The 16,973-nt window shown below is 67.4% G+C and carries 24 protein-coding genes; 5 read left to right on the forward strand and 19 right to left on the reverse strand.

Features of this window, described 5'->3' with window-relative positions; genetic code table 11:
• Positions 1–2: 2 nt before the first annotated feature.
• The 3 genes from MWM45_RS13505 to MWM45_RS13515 are packed head-to-tail and all read left to right on the forward strand — an operon-like array spanning position 3 to position 2,253.
• Positions 3–938 carry a type II secretion system F family protein gene (locus MWM45_RS13505; RefSeq protein ID WP_247826901.1) on the forward strand — a complete coding sequence of 312 codons (936 nt, stop codon included), beginning with the start codon at positions 3–5 and terminating at the stop codon, positions 936–938.
• A 10-nt stretch (positions 939–948) separates the two neighbouring features.
• A complete protein-coding gene (locus MWM45_RS13510) occupies positions 949–1,830 on the forward strand; it encodes a type II secretion system F family protein (RefSeq protein WP_247826902.1) in 882 nt (293 codons plus the stop codon).
• 45 nt (positions 1,831–1,875) lie between these two features.
• Positions 1,876–2,253 carry an Hpt domain-containing protein gene (locus tag MWM45_RS13515; RefSeq protein ID WP_247826903.1) on the forward strand — a complete coding sequence of 126 codons (378 nt, stop codon included), beginning with the start codon at positions 1,876–1,878 and terminating at the stop codon, positions 2,251–2,253.
• Positions 2,254–2,268: 15 nt separating this feature from the next.
• Here MWM45_RS13515 and MWM45_RS13520 read toward each other — a convergent pair whose 3' ends face one another.
• A complete protein-coding gene (locus tag MWM45_RS13520) occupies positions 2,269–3,051 on the reverse strand; it encodes a response regulator transcription factor (RefSeq protein ID WP_247826904.1) in 783 nt (260 codons plus the stop codon).
• 195 nt (positions 3,052–3,246) lie between these two features.
• Here MWM45_RS13520 and MWM45_RS13525 point away from each other — a divergent pair, with 195 nt between their 5' ends.
• Entirely contained in the window at positions 3,247–4,926 is a 1,680-nt protein-coding gene (locus tag MWM45_RS13525; RefSeq protein ID WP_247826905.1) for a sensor histidine kinase, read from the forward strand.
• Positions 4,927–5,550: a prepilin peptidase gene (locus MWM45_RS13530; protein WP_247826906.1), complete on the forward strand. Its 624-nt coding sequence runs from the start codon at positions 4,927–4,929 to the stop codon at positions 5,548–5,550.
• Positions 5,551–5,614: 64 nt separating this feature from the next.
• Here the strand turns inward: MWM45_RS13530 and MWM45_RS13535 are convergent, their stop codons facing one another.
• From MWM45_RS13535 to rplX, 18 genes are all read right to left on the reverse strand, one after another.
• Complete coding sequence (locus MWM45_RS13535) at positions 5,615–6,616, reverse strand: tRNA pseudouridine synthase A (protein WP_247826907.1); 1,002 nt, start codon at positions 6,614–6,616, stop codon at positions 5,615–5,617.
• 22 nt (positions 6,617–6,638) lie between these two features.
• A complete protein-coding gene (gene rplQ / locus MWM45_RS13540) occupies positions 6,639–7,253 on the reverse strand; it encodes a 50S ribosomal protein L17 (RefSeq protein ID WP_043440666.1) in 615 nt (204 codons plus the stop codon).
• A gap of 66 nt (positions 7,254–7,319) precedes the next feature.
• Entirely contained in the window at positions 7,320–8,330 is a 1,011-nt protein-coding gene (locus MWM45_RS13545) for a DNA-directed RNA polymerase subunit alpha (protein WP_043440664.1), read from the reverse strand.
• A 149-nt stretch (positions 8,331–8,479) separates the two neighbouring features.
• Entirely contained in the window at positions 8,480–8,881 is a 402-nt protein-coding gene (gene rpsK / locus MWM45_RS13550) for a 30S ribosomal protein S11 (RefSeq protein WP_043440662.1), read from the reverse strand.
• A gap of 151 nt (positions 8,882–9,032) precedes the next feature.
• A complete protein-coding gene (rpsM, locus tag MWM45_RS13555; protein ID WP_043440660.1) occupies positions 9,033–9,410 on the reverse strand; it encodes a 30S ribosomal protein S13 in 378 nt (125 codons plus the stop codon).
• Between the two features lie 163 nt (positions 9,411–9,573).
• A complete protein-coding gene (gene rpmJ / locus MWM45_RS13560) occupies positions 9,574–9,687 on the reverse strand; it encodes a 50S ribosomal protein L36 (RefSeq protein WP_043440658.1) in 114 nt (37 codons plus the stop codon).
• A 21-nt stretch (positions 9,688–9,708) separates the two neighbouring features.
• Positions 9,709–9,930 (reverse strand): translation initiation factor IF-1, encoded by a 222-nt coding sequence (gene infA / locus MWM45_RS13565; RefSeq protein ID WP_019481515.1) that lies wholly within the window; start codon positions 9,928–9,930, stop codon positions 9,709–9,711.
• 265 nt (positions 9,931–10,195) lie between these two features.
• Positions 10,196–11,023, reverse strand: coding sequence for a type I methionyl aminopeptidase (gene map, locus MWM45_RS13570; protein WP_247826908.1), 828 nt, complete (start codon positions 11,021–11,023; stop codon positions 10,196–10,198).
• A 9-nt stretch (positions 11,024–11,032) separates the two neighbouring features.
• A complete protein-coding gene (locus MWM45_RS13575) occupies positions 11,033–11,596 on the reverse strand; it encodes an adenylate kinase (RefSeq protein ID WP_247829236.1) in 564 nt (187 codons plus the stop codon).
• Between the two features lie 5 nt (positions 11,597–11,601).
• On the reverse strand, positions 11,602–12,912 hold the full coding sequence (secY, locus tag MWM45_RS13580) for a preprotein translocase subunit SecY (RefSeq protein WP_247826909.1): 1,311 nt from the start codon (positions 12,910–12,912) through the stop codon (positions 11,602–11,604).
• Between the two features lie 223 nt (positions 12,913–13,135).
• A complete protein-coding gene (gene rplO / locus MWM45_RS13585) occupies positions 13,136–13,633 on the reverse strand; it encodes a 50S ribosomal protein L15 (RefSeq protein WP_247826910.1) in 498 nt (165 codons plus the stop codon).
• Entirely contained in the window at positions 13,633–13,851 is a 219-nt protein-coding gene (gene rpmD / locus MWM45_RS13590; RefSeq protein WP_043440646.1) for a 50S ribosomal protein L30, read from the reverse strand. Before rpmD ends, rplO begins: the two co-directional genes overlap by 1 nt.
• On the reverse strand, positions 13,851–14,564 hold the full coding sequence (rpsE, locus tag MWM45_RS13595; protein WP_247829237.1) for a 30S ribosomal protein S5: 714 nt from the start codon (positions 14,562–14,564) through the stop codon (positions 13,851–13,853). Before rpsE ends, rpmD begins: the two co-directional genes overlap by 1 nt.
• Positions 14,565–14,593: 29 nt before the next feature.
• The gene (gene rplR, locus MWM45_RS13600) at positions 14,594–14,977 is read right to left on the reverse strand and encodes a 50S ribosomal protein L18 (RefSeq protein WP_104166369.1); all 384 of its coding nucleotides are present in this window, start codon (positions 14,975–14,977) and stop codon (positions 14,594–14,596) included.
• Between the two features lie 2 nt (positions 14,978–14,979).
• Entirely contained in the window at positions 14,980–15,516 is a 537-nt protein-coding gene (gene rplF / locus MWM45_RS13605) for a 50S ribosomal protein L6 (protein ID WP_247826911.1), read from the reverse strand.
• A gap of 18 nt (positions 15,517–15,534) precedes the next feature.
• Entirely contained in the window at positions 15,535–15,933 is a 399-nt protein-coding gene (gene rpsH / locus MWM45_RS13610; protein WP_043440638.1) for a 30S ribosomal protein S8, read from the reverse strand.
• 87 nt (positions 15,934–16,020) lie between these two features.
• Positions 16,021–16,596 carry a 50S ribosomal protein L5 gene (rplE, locus tag MWM45_RS13615; protein WP_043440635.1) on the reverse strand — a complete coding sequence of 192 codons (576 nt, stop codon included), beginning with the start codon at positions 16,594–16,596 and terminating at the stop codon, positions 16,021–16,023.
• Positions 16,596–16,970 carry a 50S ribosomal protein L24 gene (gene rplX / locus MWM45_RS13620; RefSeq protein WP_043440633.1) on the reverse strand — a complete coding sequence of 125 codons (375 nt, stop codon included), beginning with the start codon at positions 16,968–16,970 and terminating at the stop codon, positions 16,596–16,598. The genes rplE and rplX overlap by 1 nt, the downstream gene beginning before the upstream one ends.
• Between the last annotated feature and the right edge of the window lie 3 nt (positions 16,971–16,973).

The following is a 16,973-nucleotide window of genomic DNA, read 5'->3' on the forward strand; positions in this document are numbered from 1 at the left end:
GCATGACCCTCCTCCTCGTGGGCGGCGCGGCCCTGGTGATCGGCGCGATCGTCCTGGTGCTCGTGGCCCTGCGGCCGGCCCAGTCTCCGGTCCCCCTCGACCGTCGTCGGCCACCCCTCCAGCAGCAGAACTCGCAGCTCTCGCGGTTCGCGGGGGCTGCCGGACGGGCGATGGACGCCTACCTGCGCCGGCACCCGATGCGCTTCCTGGACCAGAACGCCCTCGAGACGGCGGGTATCAGGATCAGCCAGGCCGAGGTCTATCTGCTCGTGGTCCTCGGCGGCATCACCGGGCTCCTGCTGGGGTGGGCGCTGCTCGCGCCCGTCGTCGGCGTCCTCCTGTTCCTGCTCTCCCCCGCCGTCGCACACCTGGTGGTGTCCTTCCGGACCGGACGACGACGTCGCCGCTTCGACACCCAGCTCGGCGACACGCTGCAGCTGCTCACCGGAGGCCTGCGGGCGGGCCACAGCATCCTGCGGGCGATCGACGCCGCGGCCACGGAGGCGGACAGTCCGACGTCGGAGGAGATGCGCCGCATCGTCGCCGAGACGAGCCTCGGCAAGGATCTCCTCGCCGCGCTCATGGACACCTCGCACCGCATGGAGAACGAGGACTTCGCCTGGATCGCGCAGGCCATCCAGATCAACCGTGAAGTCGGTGGAGACCTCGCCGACGTGCTCGACCAGGTGGGGCACACCATCCGCGAGCGCACCGAGATCAAAGGCCACATCCGGGCACTCGCCGCCGAGGGCAAGTTCTCCGCCTACATCCTCGGGGCGCTGCCCTTCGGTATCGCCCTGATCCTCACCGTGGTCAGCCCCGGTTACGTCGACCCGCTGTTCACGAAGCCCCTGGGCTGGGTGATGCTGGGCGCCGCCGCCGTCATGATGGCGATCGGTGGGCTCTGGCTGCGCAAGATCATCGACCTGAAGTTCTGAGGACACCGTCATGGACCCCACCCTGCTCGCCTCGCTCCTGCTCACCTCAGCACCCATCGGCTACTTCACCTGGTCCCTGCTCACCTCCGACGCCCGGATGCGCCGCACAGTGCAGCACAACCTCAACCAGGGCATGGCAGGTGCCGTCGCCGCCGCCGACCGCCCGAACCCCCTCCTCCGGCTGGGGCGGCGCCTCACCCCGCAGGCGTACGTCCTCAGACTGGACCACCTGCTGGCCCTCGCCGGCCGGCCGGCGTCGATGCCACTGGCCAAGGTCCTCACCGCCAAACCCCTGCTCGGTCTCGCCGGTGGCCTGACCGGCCTGCTGCTCCTGCAGTCGAACCCCAGCAGGCTCTTCGTGCTGCTCTCGCTCTTCGTCACGCTCCTCGGTTACTTCGTGCCGGACCTCCTCCTGTACAGCAAGGGGCAGGAACGCCAGAAGGCCATGGCCCTGGAGCTGGCCAATACCCTGGACCAGATGCTGATCTCCGTGGAGGCGGGCCTGGGCTTCGAGAGCGCCATGCAGCGCGCCGGTGAAACCGGGAAGGGACCCCTGGCGGACGAGCTCGTGCGCACCCTGCAGGACATGCAGGTCGGGCGCAGCAGGCGTGAGGCGTACCTCGCCATGGCGGACCGCAGCACCATCCCGGAACTGCGGAGCTTCGTGAAGGCCATCGTGCAGGCCGACGCCTACGGCATCGCCCTGTCGGGTGTCCTGCGGACCCAGGCCAAGGTCATGCGCGTGAAGCGCCGCCAGCGCGCCGAGGAGAAGGCGATGAAGCTCCCCGTCGCGGTGCTCTTCCCGCTCCTGCTGTTCATCTTCCCGGTGCTGTTCATCGTGATCCTCGGCCCTGCCGCACTCAACGTCATGGACACGTTCGCCGGACAGTAAGGGGGCTCCCGGCTGATCGTCAGGGCCCCGCCGTAGGCTGGGACGGTGCTTCCGAATGCCCCCCACCCCAATCCGCCGCTCGTTGACCTCACGGTCCTCGCCCACCTCGAGCAGCAATTCAACGACGCCGGACCCGCCCGGGCCTTCGCCCGCGACTACATCGCGGGCTTCGGGGACCGCTGCCTGCGGCTCACGCGCTCCGTCGCCGACCAGGACCTGCCTGCGGCCCTCGAGGCCGCGCTGAGCCTCCGCAATTCCTCCCTCATGCTCGGTGCCGAGCGGCTCGTCGCCCTCACCGCGGCCTTCGAGGCAGCCATCTCCTCGGCCGACCTCGACGCCGCGCGCCGCGCCCTGCCCGGCATCGAACGCTGCGGGCTGGACACGATCCGCGAACTCGAGACCCGCTATCTCGACCCTGCCTGAGGAGCGAGCAGCCCGTCAGGCACGCACCGGGGTCAGCCGGTAGCCGACGCCGCGCACGGTCTGCAGCCAGCGAGGGTTCTTCGGATCCTCCTCGAGCTTCCGCCGGAGGTTGCCGATGTGCACCTCGATCGCCCGCTCGTCCGAGTCGCTGATGTACGTGTCCTCGCCGTAGTAGTCGCCCCGGACAACCCGGACCAGATCGGCCTTCGTCCTCACGGCGCCGCTGCTCTTCAGCATCTCGTTGAGCAGGTCGAACTCGCTGCGCGTCAGCGGGAGGTCACGTCCGTCGACCACCACGGTGCGCGCCGAGGCGTTCAGGGCCAGTCCGTTGTGCTCGAACACCGGCGACGCCCCGCCGGCCGGTGCCGACGCCTCGGACGGCGCCGACGTCGTCGGGCCGGGACCCTCGACGTCCGGTTCCGGGGCTGCGCGCGGGCGTCGCAGCATGGCCGCGATCCGCGCGCGCAGTTCCCGGGGGCGGAACGGCTTGGTGAGATAGTCGTCGGCACCCGACTGCAGCGCGGTGAGGGTGTCCAGTTCGTCGCCCCGCGAGGTCAGCATCACCACGTAGCAGTTGGTGAAACCACGGATGCGCCGCAGCACCTCGTACCCGTCGATGTCCGGCAGCCCGACGTCGACCGTCACCACCGTGGCGTCGTGCATGCGCACCAGGTCCACGCCGGCCCGTCCGTTCGGCGCCACATGGACGTCGAAGCCCGACTGCCGAAGCACGGCCCCCACCAGATTCCGCACATCGGCATCGTCCTCGATGACGACTGCCACTCCCGGATCGCTCATTCAGTTCCAACCCCCATCCGACCTGCGGTGAAGCCCAGCCGATTCGTCATGGCAACCATTCTGCCGTCCGTACGGGCGAAATGTGCCCGATGCGCGTGCAAAACGCGGGGATGGCGACATAATGAGGGCAGTACGTAGGTCTCAGCGTCGGAAAGTCATTCAGCATGTGGAGTTCTCCCGTCCCCTGGCTCGTGCATGGCTAGCGGCTCCAGCACGTCATGGTCGAGCGCGGCGTCGAGGATGTCCATCGGCCGCGCGGGCATCCTCTGCCAGGTCCCGCTCACGCTGATCGTCGTCGTGCTGTCCCTCACCGCGCCGGTCCTCCGGCCCGGCCTGATGGCCGACCCGACGTACGAGCTGGGCTTCTGGCTGATCCTGATCCTGCTGGCCCTGTGCGTCGTCGTCCCGTGGAACGAGCTGCCGCGCGGCACCGTACTCGTGATCCCCGTCCTCGACTTCGTTGCGATCGCCCTGCTGCGGACCGGCGCAATGGATGTCCAGCCGGCGCTCGGGGTGCTGGCCGTCTTCCCCGTCCTCTGGCTCATGCGCTCCGCGCTGCCCACCTGGGCGGCCCTCGCCTGCTCCGTGGGCGGTTCCCTGCTCATCACCGCGTGGCCCTTCCTGGACTCCTTCGATCCGACGCTCCTGTCCTCGTACGCCGGCGCCCTGCTGCTGCCCGTCCTGATGCTCTGCATCGGCGTCACCATCCGTGTCATGAGCGCCGGTGCCGACGCCCGCCAAGCCGAGCTCGAACGCAAGGACCGCGAGCTCACCGACCTCCTGAACGCCGCCATCGATCGCGAGCGGGTGCTCACCGCGATCCTCAACACGGTGGACGTCGGCCTCACCGCCGTGGATGCCCACGGCAGCACCACGCTGACGAACCGGCAACAGGAGCTGTTCAACCGGCTCTCGGCCGGCGACGACGAGCACGACACCCTCCTCTTCGGTCCGGACCGCGTCACGCCGCTGCCTCCCGACCGGCGGCCCGTGCATCGGGCCCTCACGGGTGAGACGTTCGCGGACCAGCTGGTCTGGGTCGGGGACGGGGACGCGCAGCGCGCGCTCTCGACGGCGGCCCGGCCCATCAAGAACGCCGACGGCGGCATCACCGGCGCCCTGGTCGCGTGCAGCGACGTCACCGAGCTGGTCGAGGCGGTGACGGCCAAGGACACGTTCATCTCGAACATCTCCCACGAGTTCCATGCCCCGCTGACCTCGGTGCTGGGCTACCTCGAGCTCGTCCTGGAGGACGACCACCCGCTGCCCGCACACCTCGCGGGCTATGTCGACGTCGCGGGCCGCAACGCCGAGCGCGTGCTCCACCTGGTCGCCGATCTGCTGTCCACCGCGGGCGACCGCGTCAGGGTGCATCCGCGCCCCGTGGATCTCGCGGCCGTGATCGAGATGAGCGTCCGCTCCAACCGGCTCCGTGCGCAGAAGAACGGGGTGCGGCTCCGGACCGACACCCACAGCCCGCTCTGGACGCTCATCGATCCGCTGCGGATCTCCCAGGTGCTCGACAACCTGCTGTCCAACGCCATCAAGTACTCCCCCGAGGGCGGCCTCGTGATCGTCCGTGCGGAGGAGACCGAATCCGAGATCAACCTCCACGTCGACGACCGCGGCATGGGCATGACCGAGCAGGAGGCCGGCCAGGTCTTCTCCCGCTTCTACCGGACGCCCGCTGCCCGCCGGGCGGACATCGACGGCGCGGGGCTCGGGCTGGCCATCACCAAGTCGATCGTCGAGAGCCACGGCGGCTCCATCCACTGCGTCAGCTCCCCCGGGAAGGGAAGCCGTTTCACGGTGACGCTGCCGCTCAACGGCGACGTGGGCCGGGCGCCGCACGACACCCTGGAGGACTCCGTCTAGGTGGTCGCCGTCCTGGTCACCGCGCTGCTCACCGCCGCGCTGGCGTATGCGCTGTTCGCCCTTGCCGGCGCGGATCCGCGCACCGTCCTGCCGGGGCGGGCACGGCTGCCGCTCGCGCTGCTCGCCGGCGTCCTCGCGGGCGCGGGCAGCGCCGTCACGGCCGACTGGTGGACGCTCCCGCTCGTGGGATGCCTCGCGGCCTTCGGCGTGCTCCTGGGCGCCATCGACGCCCGCTCGAAGCTGCTGCCGAACGCCGTCCTCGTCCGCTTCACGGCAATGGCCCTCCTCCTGCTGCTCCTCGCGGCGGTCGGGGGCGGCCACTGGGGCGGTCTGCTCGGCGCCGCGGCAGGCGCGGCGGCGCTGTTCGCGGTGTACTTCGTCCTCGCACTCGTCAACCCTGCGGGCATGGGGATGGGGGACGTGAAGCTCGCCGCCGTGCTGGGTCTCTTCGGGGGCTGGGCCGGCGCCTCCGCCTGGCTGGGTACACTCCTCGGCGGGTTCCTGCTCGGGGGGCTGGCCGGGCTCGGGGTGCTGCTGTTCCGGCGCGGCTCACGCGGTTCGACCTTCCCCTTCGGCCCCGGCATGCTGGCCGCCGCGTTCGCGAGCTTCGTCCTCCTCGGCTGACCGGCAACGCCTGCCTCACCTGACCGGCAGCGTGTGCCTCACCTGACCAGAAGTGCGCCGTCGCCTAGCCGGACGGCGCGTCGTCGTCGTCGTCGTCGACGATCATGGCGCCGGCCTCCGGTGTCCCGGGCCGGATGAGGTGCCCGGCGTTCCGCCGCGCACGGGTGAGCCCGGCCCGCTCCGCGAGCTCGTCGCCGCCCGGGTAGGCGATCTCCTCCAGCACGAGTGGATGCGGCGCGGCCAGGATGGACCGGGCGTCCTTGAGGCGGGCGGCCAGCCGCTCGGCCAGCCACACCGGGGGCATCTCTCCGGACCCGACGCGCAGCGTCGATCCGATCAGGGCGCGCACCATGTTGTGGCAGAACGCGTCCGCCTGCACGGTCGCCGTGATGACGCCGTCGTGCCCGCGGACGAACTCGTACCGCTGCAGCTCGCGGATCGTCGTGGCGCCCTCGCGGGGCTTGCAGAACGCGGCGAAGTCCTGCATCCCCAGGAGATGGGCGGCCCCTTCGTTGAGCCGCGCGACGTCGAGGGAGGCGGGATGCCAGAGCGTGGTGTGGCGGCGCAGCGGGTCCTGCCCGGTCACCGCGTCCGCGATGGCATAGCTGTAACGGCGCCAGAGCGCGGAGAACCGTGCGTCGAACCCCTCGGGTGCCCGGGTGGCCGACCGGACGACGACGGCCGGCACCGAGTTCCTGACGGACCGGCCGCGCCCGGTGATTCCCTCGGTGAGCACGCGGTTGACCGTACCGGTGAGGCGCCGCACGAAGGCCTCCGACGGCTCCATGTCCCGGCCGCGGGCCATGGAGTCCCATTCGACCCGGGTGAGGTCCACGTGCGCCACCTGACCCCGGGCGTGGACCCCGGCGTCGGTCCGTCCGCCCACGGTGAGCCGGGCCTGGCGGCGCAGGAGCGTGAAGAGGGCGTCCTCGAGCACGCCCTGAACGGTGGTGAGCCCGGGCTGGAGGGCCCAGCCGGAGAACAGGGCACCGTCGTAGGCGAGGTCGAGCCGGACACGCAAGAGCCCGCCGTCCCTCGAAGGGGCGGCGGGCTCTTGCGTAGTCATGGCGTGCGTCGGGCGGGAAGAATTACTTCTTCTCGTCCTCCACGACGCCTTCGACGACGACGACCTCGTCGGTGCCGGCCTCGGCATCGATCGTGGTGTCCTCGGCGGCGACCTCTTCGGCGGATGCTGCCGACTCGGCGGACTCGGCCGAATCGACGGAGTCAGCGGACTCGGGCGAATCCACGGAATCCACGGACTCGGGCGACTCGACGGGCGCTGCTGCGGCGGGGACCGACGTGGCCTGCTCGGCCTCGGCGACCACGGACTGCTTCGCCGACATGGGCTCCAGCACGAGCTCGATGACAGCCATGGGAGCGTTGTCGCCCTTGCGGTTGCCGATCTTCGTGATGCGGGTGTAGCCACCCTCGCGGTTGGCGACAGCGGGGGCGATGTCCGTGAACAGCTCGTGGACGATGCTCTTGCTGCTGATGACACCGAGGACACGACGACGCGACGCGAGGTCGCCCTTCTTCGCGAACGTGATGAGACGCTCGGCGTAGGGGCGGAGGCGCTTGGCCTTGGTCACCGTGGTGGTGATCCGCTTGTGCTCGAACAGTGAGGCGGCCAGGTTGGCGAGCATCAGGCGTTCGTGCGCCGGACCGCCTCCAAGGCGTGGGCCCTTTGTAGGTGTGGGCATGATTCTTTCTCCTCATTAGGTGTCCGTCCCGCCGCTCGGATGAGCAGCGGGCGGACAGATAGCGTGTTAGACCTCTTCGTCGCCGAAGGGGGCGTCGTCCTCTTCGATGGCTGCGGCGCGGGCGGCGAGGTCGAACCCTGGAGGGGAATCCTTCAGGGACAGACCGAGCTCCACGAGCTTCGCCTTGACCTCGTCGATGGACTTCGCACCGAAGTTGCGGATGTCCATGAGATCGGCCTCGGAGCGTGCAACGAGTTCACCCACGGAGTGGATGCCCTCGCGCTTGAGGCAGTTGTACGAGCGGACCGTCAGTTCGAGGTCCTCGATCGGCAGCGCCATGTCCGCAGCAAGCGCTGCGTCCGTCGGCGACGGGCCGATCTCGATGCCCTCGGCGGCGGTGTTCAGCTCGCGGGCGAGGCCGAACAGCTCCACCAGGGTGGTGCCGGCCGAAGCGACGGCGTCGCGCGGGGCGATGGCGTCCTTCGTCTCGACGTCGACGATGAGCTTGTCGAAGTCGGTGCGCTGCTCCACACGGGTGGCTTCCACACGGAAGGTCACCTTGAGGACCGGCGAGTAGATGGAGTCGACCGGGATGCGGCCGATCTCCGAGTCACCGGACTTGTTCTGCGAGGCCGAGACGTACCCGCGTCCACGCTCGATGGTCAGCTCGAGTTCGAACTTGCCCTTCGAGTTGAGGGTCGCGATGTGGAGGTCCGGGTTGTGGAACTCGACGCCGGCGGGGGGCGCGATGTCCGCAGCGGTGACGACGCCGGGTCCCTGCTTGCGCAGGTAGGCGACGACGGGCTCGTCGTGCTCCGAGGAGACGGCGAGGTTCTTGATGTTCAGGATGATCTCGGTGACATCCTCCTTCACCCCGGGAACCGTGGTGAATTCGTGCAGGACGCCGTCGATGCGGATGCTGGTGACTGCGGCACCGGGGATCGAGGACAGCAGCGTGCGGCGGAGCGAGTTGCCGAGGGTGTAGCCGAAGCCGGGCTCGAGCGGCTCGATGACGAACCGCGAGCGGTTGTCGGCGACTACTTCTTCAGTCAGGGTGGGGCGCTGTGCAATAAGCACTTACATTTCCTTTCGGGAAGCATCCGCTATATGACGCTTCCAAATGGGCGGGACTGCTGGTCGGCCGGCTCAATAGCAGCTGGAACGGCACCGAACCGCCCTGCCGGAACCTGGGTTCCTGCAAGGCGGCACGGTGACCGGGAGGCTGATTAGACGCGGCGGCGCTTGGGCGGACGGCAGCCGTTGTGCGCGCTCGGGGTGACGTCCGAGATGGAGCCCACCTCGAGGCCGGTGGCCTGCAGCGAGCGGATCGCGGTCTCGCGGCCCGATCCGGGGCCCTTCACGAAGACGTCGACCTTCTTGACGCCGTGTTCCTGCGCACGCTTGGCAGCCGCTTCGGCAGCCATCTGCGCCGCGAACGGCGTCGACTTGCGTGAACCCTTGAACCCGACCTCACCGGCGGAGGCCCAGGAGATGACTGCTCCGCTGGGGTCCGTGATGGACACGATCGTGTTGTTGAAGGTGCTCTTGATGTGCGCCTGGCCGAGGGTGATGTTCTTCTTGTCCTTGCGACGCGGCTTACGCACCGCTCCACGAGTCTTGGGGGGCATTACTTCTCCTACGAAGGTATTGGGTAGAGCATTGATCGACTGATCGGAAGTTCTCCGGTGATTTGGACAATCACCGAGCGGATGGGCCCCTGATGGCGGGGTTCCCTGGCCGGGCGAGCGCTAGCGGGTCCGGTCAGGGTGCCATCAGAAATTAGCGTCCGACCTTCTTCTTGCCTGCGACCGTACGCTTCGGACCCTTGCGGGTACGGGCGTTCGTCTTCGTACGCTGTCCGCGTACGGGAAGGCCGCGGCGGTGCCGAATGCCTTCGTAGCTGCCGATCTCGACCTTGCGGCGGATATCGGCTGCGACCTCGCGACGGAGGTCACCCTCGACCTTGAAGTTGCCTTCGATGTAGTCGCGGAGCTGGACCAGCTCGACGTCGGAGAGGTCCTTGACGCGCGTGTTCGGGGAGATCCCCGTGTCCACGATCGTCTTCTCTGCACGGGTCTTGCCCACGCCGTAGATATAGGTGAGCGCAATGACTACCCGCTTTTCGCGGGGAATGTCTACGCCAGCGAGACGTGCCATAGTGGCGGTGCTCCTTTGGTGTTACCGGAGGTGTGGAGCAGAACGTCCCCGGAACCGATGCTCCGGTCCCCGGCCTCCGAGCCGGGGGTGTGCACCCTGTGTGGGGTGCTGTTCTGCCGTTGAATGTACTTCTACGCGTGGGGAAGAGCCTCGGGAGAGGCTCTTAGCCCTGGCGCTGCTTGTGGCGCGGGTTCTCGCAGATGACGAGAACGTTGCCCTTGCGGCGAACCACCTGGCACTTCTCGCAGATCCGCTTCACGCTCGGGTTGACCTTCATGGTTTTCCTTCGAGTTGATTCTTATTTGTAGCGGTAGACAATACGGCCCCGGGTGAGGTCGTACGGGCTGAGTTCCACTACGACCCGGTCCTCAGGAAGGATTCGAATGTAGTGCTGGCGCATCTTTCCCGAGATGTGGGCGAGAACAATGTGACCGTTGGCCAACTCAACGCGAAACATCGCGTTGGGCAGCGCCTCGTTCACAGTGCCTTCAATCTCAATGACACCGTCTTTCTTGGCCATATCCTCCGCTAACGTCTGTGCCCACCACTTGCGTGGCGAGCGGGTTTAGGGTTTTGATTGTCTGACCCACGAGAGCCGAGGCTCCGCAGACGGGCAGGTCTTCACAGCCCCTTGGGCATGAAAAACAGAGACAACCAACAGACCACGATACGCTACCGTCACGTGATAGTTAAATCGGTGCGGGACAGCGACGGAACGGACGAAGGTCCCGCACAGGTGTGCGGGACCTTCGGTGTTCCTACCGGGGACTACATGGTGGTCATGGTCATCCGGCGAGTGGTGCCGGCGTCACTCCGAGCGGCTCGAGCCGGGACGCTCCCCCGTCGGGTGACGAGAGCACCCAGATGCCGCCGTCGTGGACGGCCACACTGTGCTCCCACTGGGATGCGCGCTTGCCGTCCGTCGTGACGACCGTCCAGTCGTCGTCCAGGACGGCGGTCTCGAGGGAACCCTGCACGAGCATGGGCTCGATCGCCAGGCACAACCCCGGGCGGACCTTCGGACCCCGGTTGGTGCTGCGGTAGTTGAGGACGTCCGGTGCCTGGTGCATCTGCGTCCCGATGCCGTGTCCCACGTAGTCCTCGAGGATCCCGAGTGCCGGGCCGGGGACGGACGAGACGTAGTCGTCGATCGCCGCGCCGATGTCGCCGACGAACCGCGCGGTGGCCAGGGCGGCGATGCCCCGCCACATCGCCTCCTCCGTCACCTCGGAGAGACGCACGTCCGCCGGCCGGGGCGTGCCGACGATGACGGTCCGGGCGGAGTCCGAGTGCCATCCACGGACGACGGCGCCACCGTCGATCGACAGGATGTCGCCGTCCTGCAGGGCGTAGTTCCCGGGGATGCCGTGGACCACCTCCGCGTTGACCGAGGTGCAGATGCTCGCGGGGAAGCCGTGGTAGCCGAGGAAGTTCGACGTCGCACCCTCCTCGCGGAGGACCTCCTCGAACACCGCGTTCAGCTGGGCGGTCGTCACTCCGACGGCGGCGGCGGCAACCGTGCGGTCCAGGGCTTTCGCCAGCACCCGTCCGGCGTCACGCATGATGAGCATCTGCTCGGTGGTCTTGTACTCGACCTTGGGCTGGCGGAACATGCGAACGTCCTAGCTTGCGACTTTGAGGGCTGTCATGACGCGGTCGGTGACCTCGTCGATGGTCCCGATGCCGTCCACCCGGGTGACGATCCCGCGCTCGTCGTACCGGGACACGACCGCCGCGGTCTGGTCGTGGTAGAGCCCGAGGCGGTGTCGGATGACCAGCTCGTTGTCGTCCGACCGGCCATCCAGCTCGGCCCGGCCGAGCAGGCGCTTCACGAGCTCCTCGTCGTCGGCGGTGAGCTGGAGCACCACATCGAGCGCGAGGTCGTTCTCGCGCAGGATGTCGTCGAGCTCCGCGACCTGCGACGCCGTGCGCGGGTAGCCGTCCAGGAGGAACCCCTCCTGGACGTCGTCGGCGGCGAGCCGGTCGCGCACCATGCTGTTCGTGACGCTGTCGGGGACGAAGTCGCCGGCGTCCATGAACGTCTTCGCCTCGACGCCGAGTGGCGTCTCACGCTTGACGTTGTCGCGGAAGATGTCACCCGTCGAGATGGCCACCACCCCGAGGCGCTCGGAGATTCGTGCGGCCTGGGTTCCTTTACCGGACCCGGGGGGACCGATGATCAGCATTCTCGTCAACGCAACAACCCTTCGTAGTGACGCTGCTGGAGCTGAGCGTCGATCTGCTTCACCGTCTCGAGGCCCACGCCCACCATGATCAGGATCGAGGTGCCGCCGAAGGGGAAGTTCTGGTTGGCGCCGATGGCCACGAGGGCGATCAGCGGGATCAGTGCCACGAGCCCGAGGTAGATGGCGCCCGGCAGTGTGATGCGCGAGAGCACGTACTGCAGGTACTCCGCGGTGGGGCGTCCAGCCCGGATGCCCGGGATGAAGCCGCCGTACTTCTTCATGTTCTCGGACACCTCGTCCGGGTTGAAGGTGATCGCGACGTAGAAGTAGGTGAAGAAGACGATCAGCAGGAAGTACATCGCCATGTACAGCGGGTGGTCGCCGCTGGTCAGGTAGGTGGAGATCCAGTTGACCCACCCGGCCGGCGCGCTGCCGTCCTGGGGGGTGTTGAACTGCGCGATCAGGCTGGGCAGGTACAGCATCGACGACGCGAAGATCACGGGGATGACGCCGGCCATGTTGACCTTGATCGGGATGTAGGTGCTGCTGCCGCCGAGGGTGCGGCGCCCGACCATGCGCTTGGCGTACTGGACCGGGATGCGGCGCTGCGACTGCTCCACGAAGATCACGAGCGCGACGACGACGACACCCATCAGCAGGACGAAGGAGAAGACCATGGCGCCCTGGGTGCGGAAGATCTCGCCGAGCGAGGTGGGGAAGCCGGCGGCGATCGCGGTGAAGATGAGCAGCGACATGCCGTTGCCGACGCCGCGCTCGGTGATGAGCTCGCCCATCCACATGATGAGGCCGGTCCCCGCGGTCAGCGTGATGATCAGCAGCAGGATGGTGATCAGGGAGTCGTCCGGGATGATGGGCACCGGGCAGTTGCCGAGCAGCGCGCCGGACCGGGCCAGGGAGACGAGGGTGGTCGCATTGAGGAGGCCCAGGGCGATCGTCAGGTAGCGCGTGTACTGGGTCAGCTGTGACTGGCCCTGTGCGCCCTCCTGGTGCAGCTCCTGGAAGCGGGGGATGACCACGCGCAGGAGCTGCGTGATGATGCTCGCGGTGATGTACGGCATGATGCCCAGGGCGAAGATCGAGACCTGGAGCAGCGCTCCCCCACTGAAGAGGTTCACGAACTGGTACAGACCGCCCTCGGTGTTCCCGAGGGCCAGGCACTCCTGGACGTTGCCGTAGTCGACGCCTGGAGCGGGGATGAACGCCCCGAGGCGGAAGATGGTGATGATTCCCAGCGTGAACAACAGCTTGCGCCGCAAGTCTGGCGTCCGGAATGCCCGGCCAATAGCGCTTAGCAAGCGTCCTCCTGAAGGTCTGTTGGTCCTGTCGCGGACCGCACAACAACCGAGTCTAACGGTTGGTCATGGATGCGGGACGTCCCGCGGGTGGTGGGTGGCGTAAGCCGAAAAAAGACTCCTGGTGGGCTGATCCAGCCCTGCCCACCAGAAGTCTAGTTCCTTGATGCCGTATATCACAGCCGACCCCTCCGCGGCGGTGCCGGTGGAGGGGTCGGCGGACGACCTACAGTTCGGTGACGGTTCCGCCTGCGGCGGCGATCTTCTCTGCAGCGGATGCGGAGAAGGCGTCAGCCGACACGTTCACGGCCACCGTGATGTCGCCGGTCCCCAGCACCTTGACGGGCTGGTTCTTGCGGACGGCCCCGTTGGCCACCAGGCTCTCCACCGTGACGTCGCCGCCATCGGGGTAGAGCTCGGAGAGCTTGTCCAGGTTCACGACCTGGAACTCGACGCGGAACGGGTTCTTGAAGCCGCGCAGCTTGGGAAGGCGCATGTGCAGCGGCAGCTGGCCGCCGGCAAATCCTGCCTTCACCTGGTAGCGCGCTGCGGTTCCCTTGGTACCACGACCCGCGGTCTTACCCTTCGAACCCTCACCACGGCCGACACGGGTCTTCGCCGTCTTGGCTCCGGGTGCGGGACGCAGGTGGTGGACCTTCAGGGCGTGGACGCGCTCTGCTTTTGCCTCGGTCGCGGCCGGAGCCGCGATGTTCTTGTCTGCCATTAGTTGGCCTCCTCAACCTTCAAGAGGTGCGGAACCGTGTTGATCATGCCAACGGTGACGGCATCGGCTTCACGGACCACGGTGTGGCCGATCCGCTTAAGACCGAGCGACCGCAGCGTGTCGCGCTGGTTCTGCTTGCCGCCGATAGCGGACTTGATCTGGGTGATCGAGAGCTTCGCGGAGCTCACGCGCACCTTCTTCGGGGTGATCGCGGTCATCACGCACCTGCCTTCTGAGCTGCGATCGCGCGCAGCATCTGGTGGGATGCGACCTCGTCGAGGGGCAGGCCGCGGCGTGCCGCGACTGCCTGGGGCTCTTCGAGGCGCTTCAGCGCGTCAACGGTCGCGTGGACGATGTTGATGGCGTTCGCGGAACCGAGCGACTTCGAGAGGACGTCGTGGATGCCGACGCATTCCAGGACCGCACGCACCGGACCGCCGGCGATGACGCCGGTACCCGGGGAGGCGGGACGGAGAAGAACGACGCCTGCGGCTGCCTCACCCTGCACCAGGTGCGGGACGGTGCCACCGATGCGCGGAACGCGGAACATCGTCTTCTTGGCTTCCTCGACGGCCTTCTGGATCGCCGAAGGGACTTCCTTCGCCTTTCCGTAGCCGACACCGACCATGCCGTTGCCGTCGCCTACCACCACGAGGGCGGTGAAGCTGAAGCGGCGGCCGCCCTTGACGACCTTGGCAACACGGTTGATGGTGACGACGCGTTCGATGAACTTGTCCTTGTCGTCGTTGCGGCCGCCGTCGCGACCGTCACGGCCACCTCGGCCGCCACGCTCGCCGCCGCGGCTGTTACCGCCACGCTCGCCGCCGCGGGCGTTGCCGCGCGCGTTGCCGCGGTTGGCGTCAGCCGACGCGGTCTCCGTTGCGCCTGCGGCCGGAGCTTCGGCCGCGGGCTGCTCTGTAGCCGTATTCAATGGGGCTTCCTTTGCCTTGTTCTCCTCGGTCACAGTGCCAGCCCACCTTCACGTGCGCCGTCTGCGATTGCTGCAACGCGACCGTGGTACTTGTTGCCACCGCGGTCGAAGACGACTGCCTCGACGCCGACGGCCATGGCACGCTCTGCGACGAGCTCGCCGACGCGCTTGGCCTTGGCGGTCTTGTCACCGTCGAATGCACGGAGGTCCGCTTCGAGGGTGGAGGCTGATGCGACGGTCACGCCCCTGGTGTCGTCGACGACCTGCACGAATACGTGGCGGGCCGAACGGTTGACGACCAGGCGGGGACGGACAGCCGTGCCCGAGACGCGCTTGCGTACACGGAGGTGGCGGCGTCCGCGCGAGGCGGCCTTGCTCTTCGAGCTGCGCTTCTTGTTGATGCTCAGACCCATGGTTACTTACCAGCCTTTCCGACCTTGCGGCGGATGATCTCGCCTGCGTAGCGGATGCCCTTGCCCTTGTACGGGTCGGGCTTGCGCAGCTTGCGGATGGTTGCAGCGACCTCGCCGACCTGCTGCTTGTTGATGCCTGCGACCGAGAGCTTGGTAGGGCTGTCGACGGTGAGCGTGATGCCCTCGGGAGCCTTGACGGCGACCGGGTGGCTGTAGCCCAGAGCGAACTCCAGGTCGCTGCCCTTGGCCTGGACACGGTAACCCGTACCCACGATCTCGAGGTTCTTCTTGTAGCCCTCGGTGACTCCGACGATCATGTTGGAGACAAGGGTGCGGGTCAGGCCGTGCAGCGACCGCGATTCGCGCTCGTCGTTCGGGCGGCCGACGGTGAGGGTTCCCTCAGCGAGGGAGACCTCGATCGGGCTGGGCACCGTGTGGCTCAGCTCGCCCTTCGGCCCCTTGACGGAGACCTCTTGACCGCTGACATTGACCTCGACACCAGCAGGAACGGTGATGGGGAGACGTCCAATACGTGACATGTTTCTTTCCCTTTCCCGTTACCAGACGTAGGCGAGGACTTCCCCACCTACACCCTTCTTGGATGCCTGGCGGTCCGTGAGCAGACCGGAGGACGTGGACAGGATGGCGATGCCGAGGCCGCCAAGCACGTGGGGCAGGTTCGTGGACTTCGCGTACACGCGCAGACCCGGCTTGGAGATACGGCGGATGCCGGCGATGGAACGCTGGCGGTCCGGGCCGAACTTGAGGTCGATGGTCAGCTTCTTGCCGACCTCCGCTTCCTCTTCCTTCCAGCCGGCGATGTAGCCCTCGGCCTTCAGGATGTCCGCGACGCGGGCCTTCAACTTGCTGTACGGCATGGACACGGAGTCGTGGTAAGCCGAGTTTGCATTGCGCAGACGCGTGAGCATGTCTGCGACAGGATCTGTCATTGTCATGTGGGCTCTTGCCCTTCCTCGAAACGGTTTCCGGACTCCGGTCGGCACACGGGGTGCCTACGGGAGCGGACCTGCAACGTAGTTAGATTAATCTTCGGATTTGAACGGGAAGCCAAGCGCCTTGAGGAGCGCGCGGCCCTCGGCGTCGGTCTTGGCGGTGGTGACGACGGTGATGTCCATACCGCGGACACGGTCGATCCGGTCCTGGTCGATCTCGTGGAACATGGACTGCTCCGTGAGACCGAAGGTGTAGTTGCCGTTGCCGTCGAACTGCTTGCCGTTGAGGCCGCGGAAGTCGCGGATACGGGGCAGGGCGAGGGAGACCAGGCGGTCCGTGAATTCCCACATGCGGTCGCCACGGAGGGTGGCGTGGGCGCCGATGGGCATCCCTTCGCGCAGCTTGAACTGCGCGATGGACTTGCGGGCCTTCGTGACCTGGGGCTTCTGCCCCGTGATCGCGGTGAGGTCCTTGACGGCCCCGTCGATCAGCTTGGAGTCCTTGGCGGCGTCACCGACACCCATGTTCACGACGACCTTCACCAGGCGCGGGACCTGGTTGACGTTGGCGTAGCTGAACTCTTCCTGCAGGGCGCCCTTGATCTCGGACGCATAGCGCGCCTTCAGGCGGGGAAGAACCTTGGCTTCTGTGGTTTCGACAGTCATTACAGATCCTTCCCTGATGACTTGGCGACACGGATGCGGACCACGCGCTCGCGGCCGTCACGCTCGACGGTCTCGGTGCGGTATCCGACGCGGGTCGGCTTCTTGGTCTCGGGATCGACGACGGCCACGTTGCTGATGTGCACGGGTGCCTCGACGACTTCGATGCCACCGGTCGTGGTGCCGCGCTGCGACTGCCCGACCTTGGTGTGCTTGGTGATCCGGTTGATGCCTTCCACGAGGACGCGGTTGGACTCCGGGAACACCTTGAGGACCTTGCCCTGCTTGCCGCGGTCTCCGCCGCGCTCCTGCTTGCCCCCGGTGATGACCTGGACGAGGTCACCCTTCTTGATCTTGAGCTTAATCTTCTGTGCCATGGA

The sequence above is a fragment of the Arthrobacter antioxidans genome, assembly GCF_023100725.1.
In the GTDB taxonomy this organism is placed as follows: domain Bacteria; phylum Actinomycetota; class Actinomycetes; order Actinomycetales; family Micrococcaceae; genus Arthrobacter_D; species Arthrobacter_D antioxidans.

What these genes read in the sequence shown, in the direction of transcription:
- MWM45_RS13505 (WP_247826901.1), top strand. Translation starts at nt 3, where the DNA reads ATGACCCTCCTCCTCGTGGGCGGCGCGGCCCTGGTGATCGGCGCGATC.
- MWM45_RS13510 (WP_247826902.1), top strand. Translation starts at nt 949, where the DNA reads ATGGACCCCACCCTGCTCGCCTCGCTCCTGCTCACCTCAGCACCCATC.
- MWM45_RS13520 (WP_247826904.1), bottom strand. Translation starts at nt 3,051, where the DNA reads ATGAGCGATCCGGGAGTGGCAGTCGTCATCGAGGACGATGCCGATGTG.
- MWM45_RS13525 (WP_247826905.1), top strand. Translation starts at nt 3,247, where the DNA reads ATGGCTAGCGGCTCCAGCACGTCATGGTCGAGCGCGGCGTCGAGGATG.
- MWM45_RS13535 (WP_247826907.1), bottom strand. Translation starts at nt 6,616, where the DNA reads ATGACTACGCAAGAGCCCGCCGCCCCTTCGAGGGACGGCGGGCTCTTG.
- rplQ (WP_043440666.1), bottom strand. Translation starts at nt 7,253, where the DNA reads ATGCCCACACCTACAAAGGGCCCACGCCTTGGAGGCGGTCCGGCGCAC.
- rpsK (WP_043440662.1), bottom strand. Translation starts at nt 8,881, where the DNA reads ATGCCCCCCAAGACTCGTGGAGCGGTGCGTAAGCCGCGTCGCAAGGAC.
- rpsM (WP_043440660.1), bottom strand. Translation starts at nt 9,410, where the DNA reads ATGGCACGTCTCGCTGGCGTAGACATTCCCCGCGAAAAGCGGGTAGTC.
- rpmJ (WP_043440658.1), bottom strand. Translation starts at nt 9,687, where the DNA reads ATGAAGGTCAACCCGAGCGTGAAGCGGATCTGCGAGAAGTGCCAGGTG.
- infA (WP_019481515.1), bottom strand. Translation starts at nt 9,930, where the DNA reads ATGGCCAAGAAAGACGGTGTCATTGAGATTGAAGGCACTGTGAACGAG.
- map (WP_247826908.1), bottom strand. Translation starts at nt 11,023, where the DNA reads ATGTTCCGCCAGCCCAAGGTCGAGTACAAGACCACCGAGCAGATGCTC.
- MWM45_RS13575 (WP_247829236.1), bottom strand. Translation starts at nt 11,596, where the DNA reads ATGCTGATCATCGGTCCCCCCGGGTCCGGTAAAGGAACCCAGGCCGCA.
- rplO (WP_247826910.1), bottom strand. Translation starts at nt 13,633, where the DNA reads ATGGCAGACAAGAACATCGCGGCTCCGGCCGCGACCGAGGCAAAAGCA.
- rpmD (WP_043440646.1), bottom strand. Translation starts at nt 13,851, where the DNA reads ATGACCGCGATCACCCCGAAGAAGGTGCGCGTGAGCTCCGCGAAGCTC.
- rplR (WP_104166369.1), bottom strand. Translation starts at nt 14,977, where the DNA reads ATGGGTCTGAGCATCAACAAGAAGCGCAGCTCGAAGAGCAAGGCCGCC.
- rplF (WP_247826911.1), bottom strand. Translation starts at nt 15,516, where the DNA reads ATGTCACGTATTGGACGTCTCCCCATCACCGTTCCTGCTGGTGTCGAG.
- rpsH (WP_043440638.1), bottom strand. Translation starts at nt 15,933, where the DNA reads ATGACAATGACAGATCCTGTCGCAGACATGCTCACGCGTCTGCGCAAT.
- rplE (WP_043440635.1), bottom strand. Translation starts at nt 16,596, where the DNA reads ATGACTGTCGAAACCACAGAAGCCAAGGTTCTTCCCCGCCTGAAGGCG.
- rplX (WP_043440633.1), bottom strand. Translation starts at nt 16,970, where the DNA reads ATGGCACAGAAGATTAAGCTCAAGATCAAGAAGGGTGACCTCGTCCAG.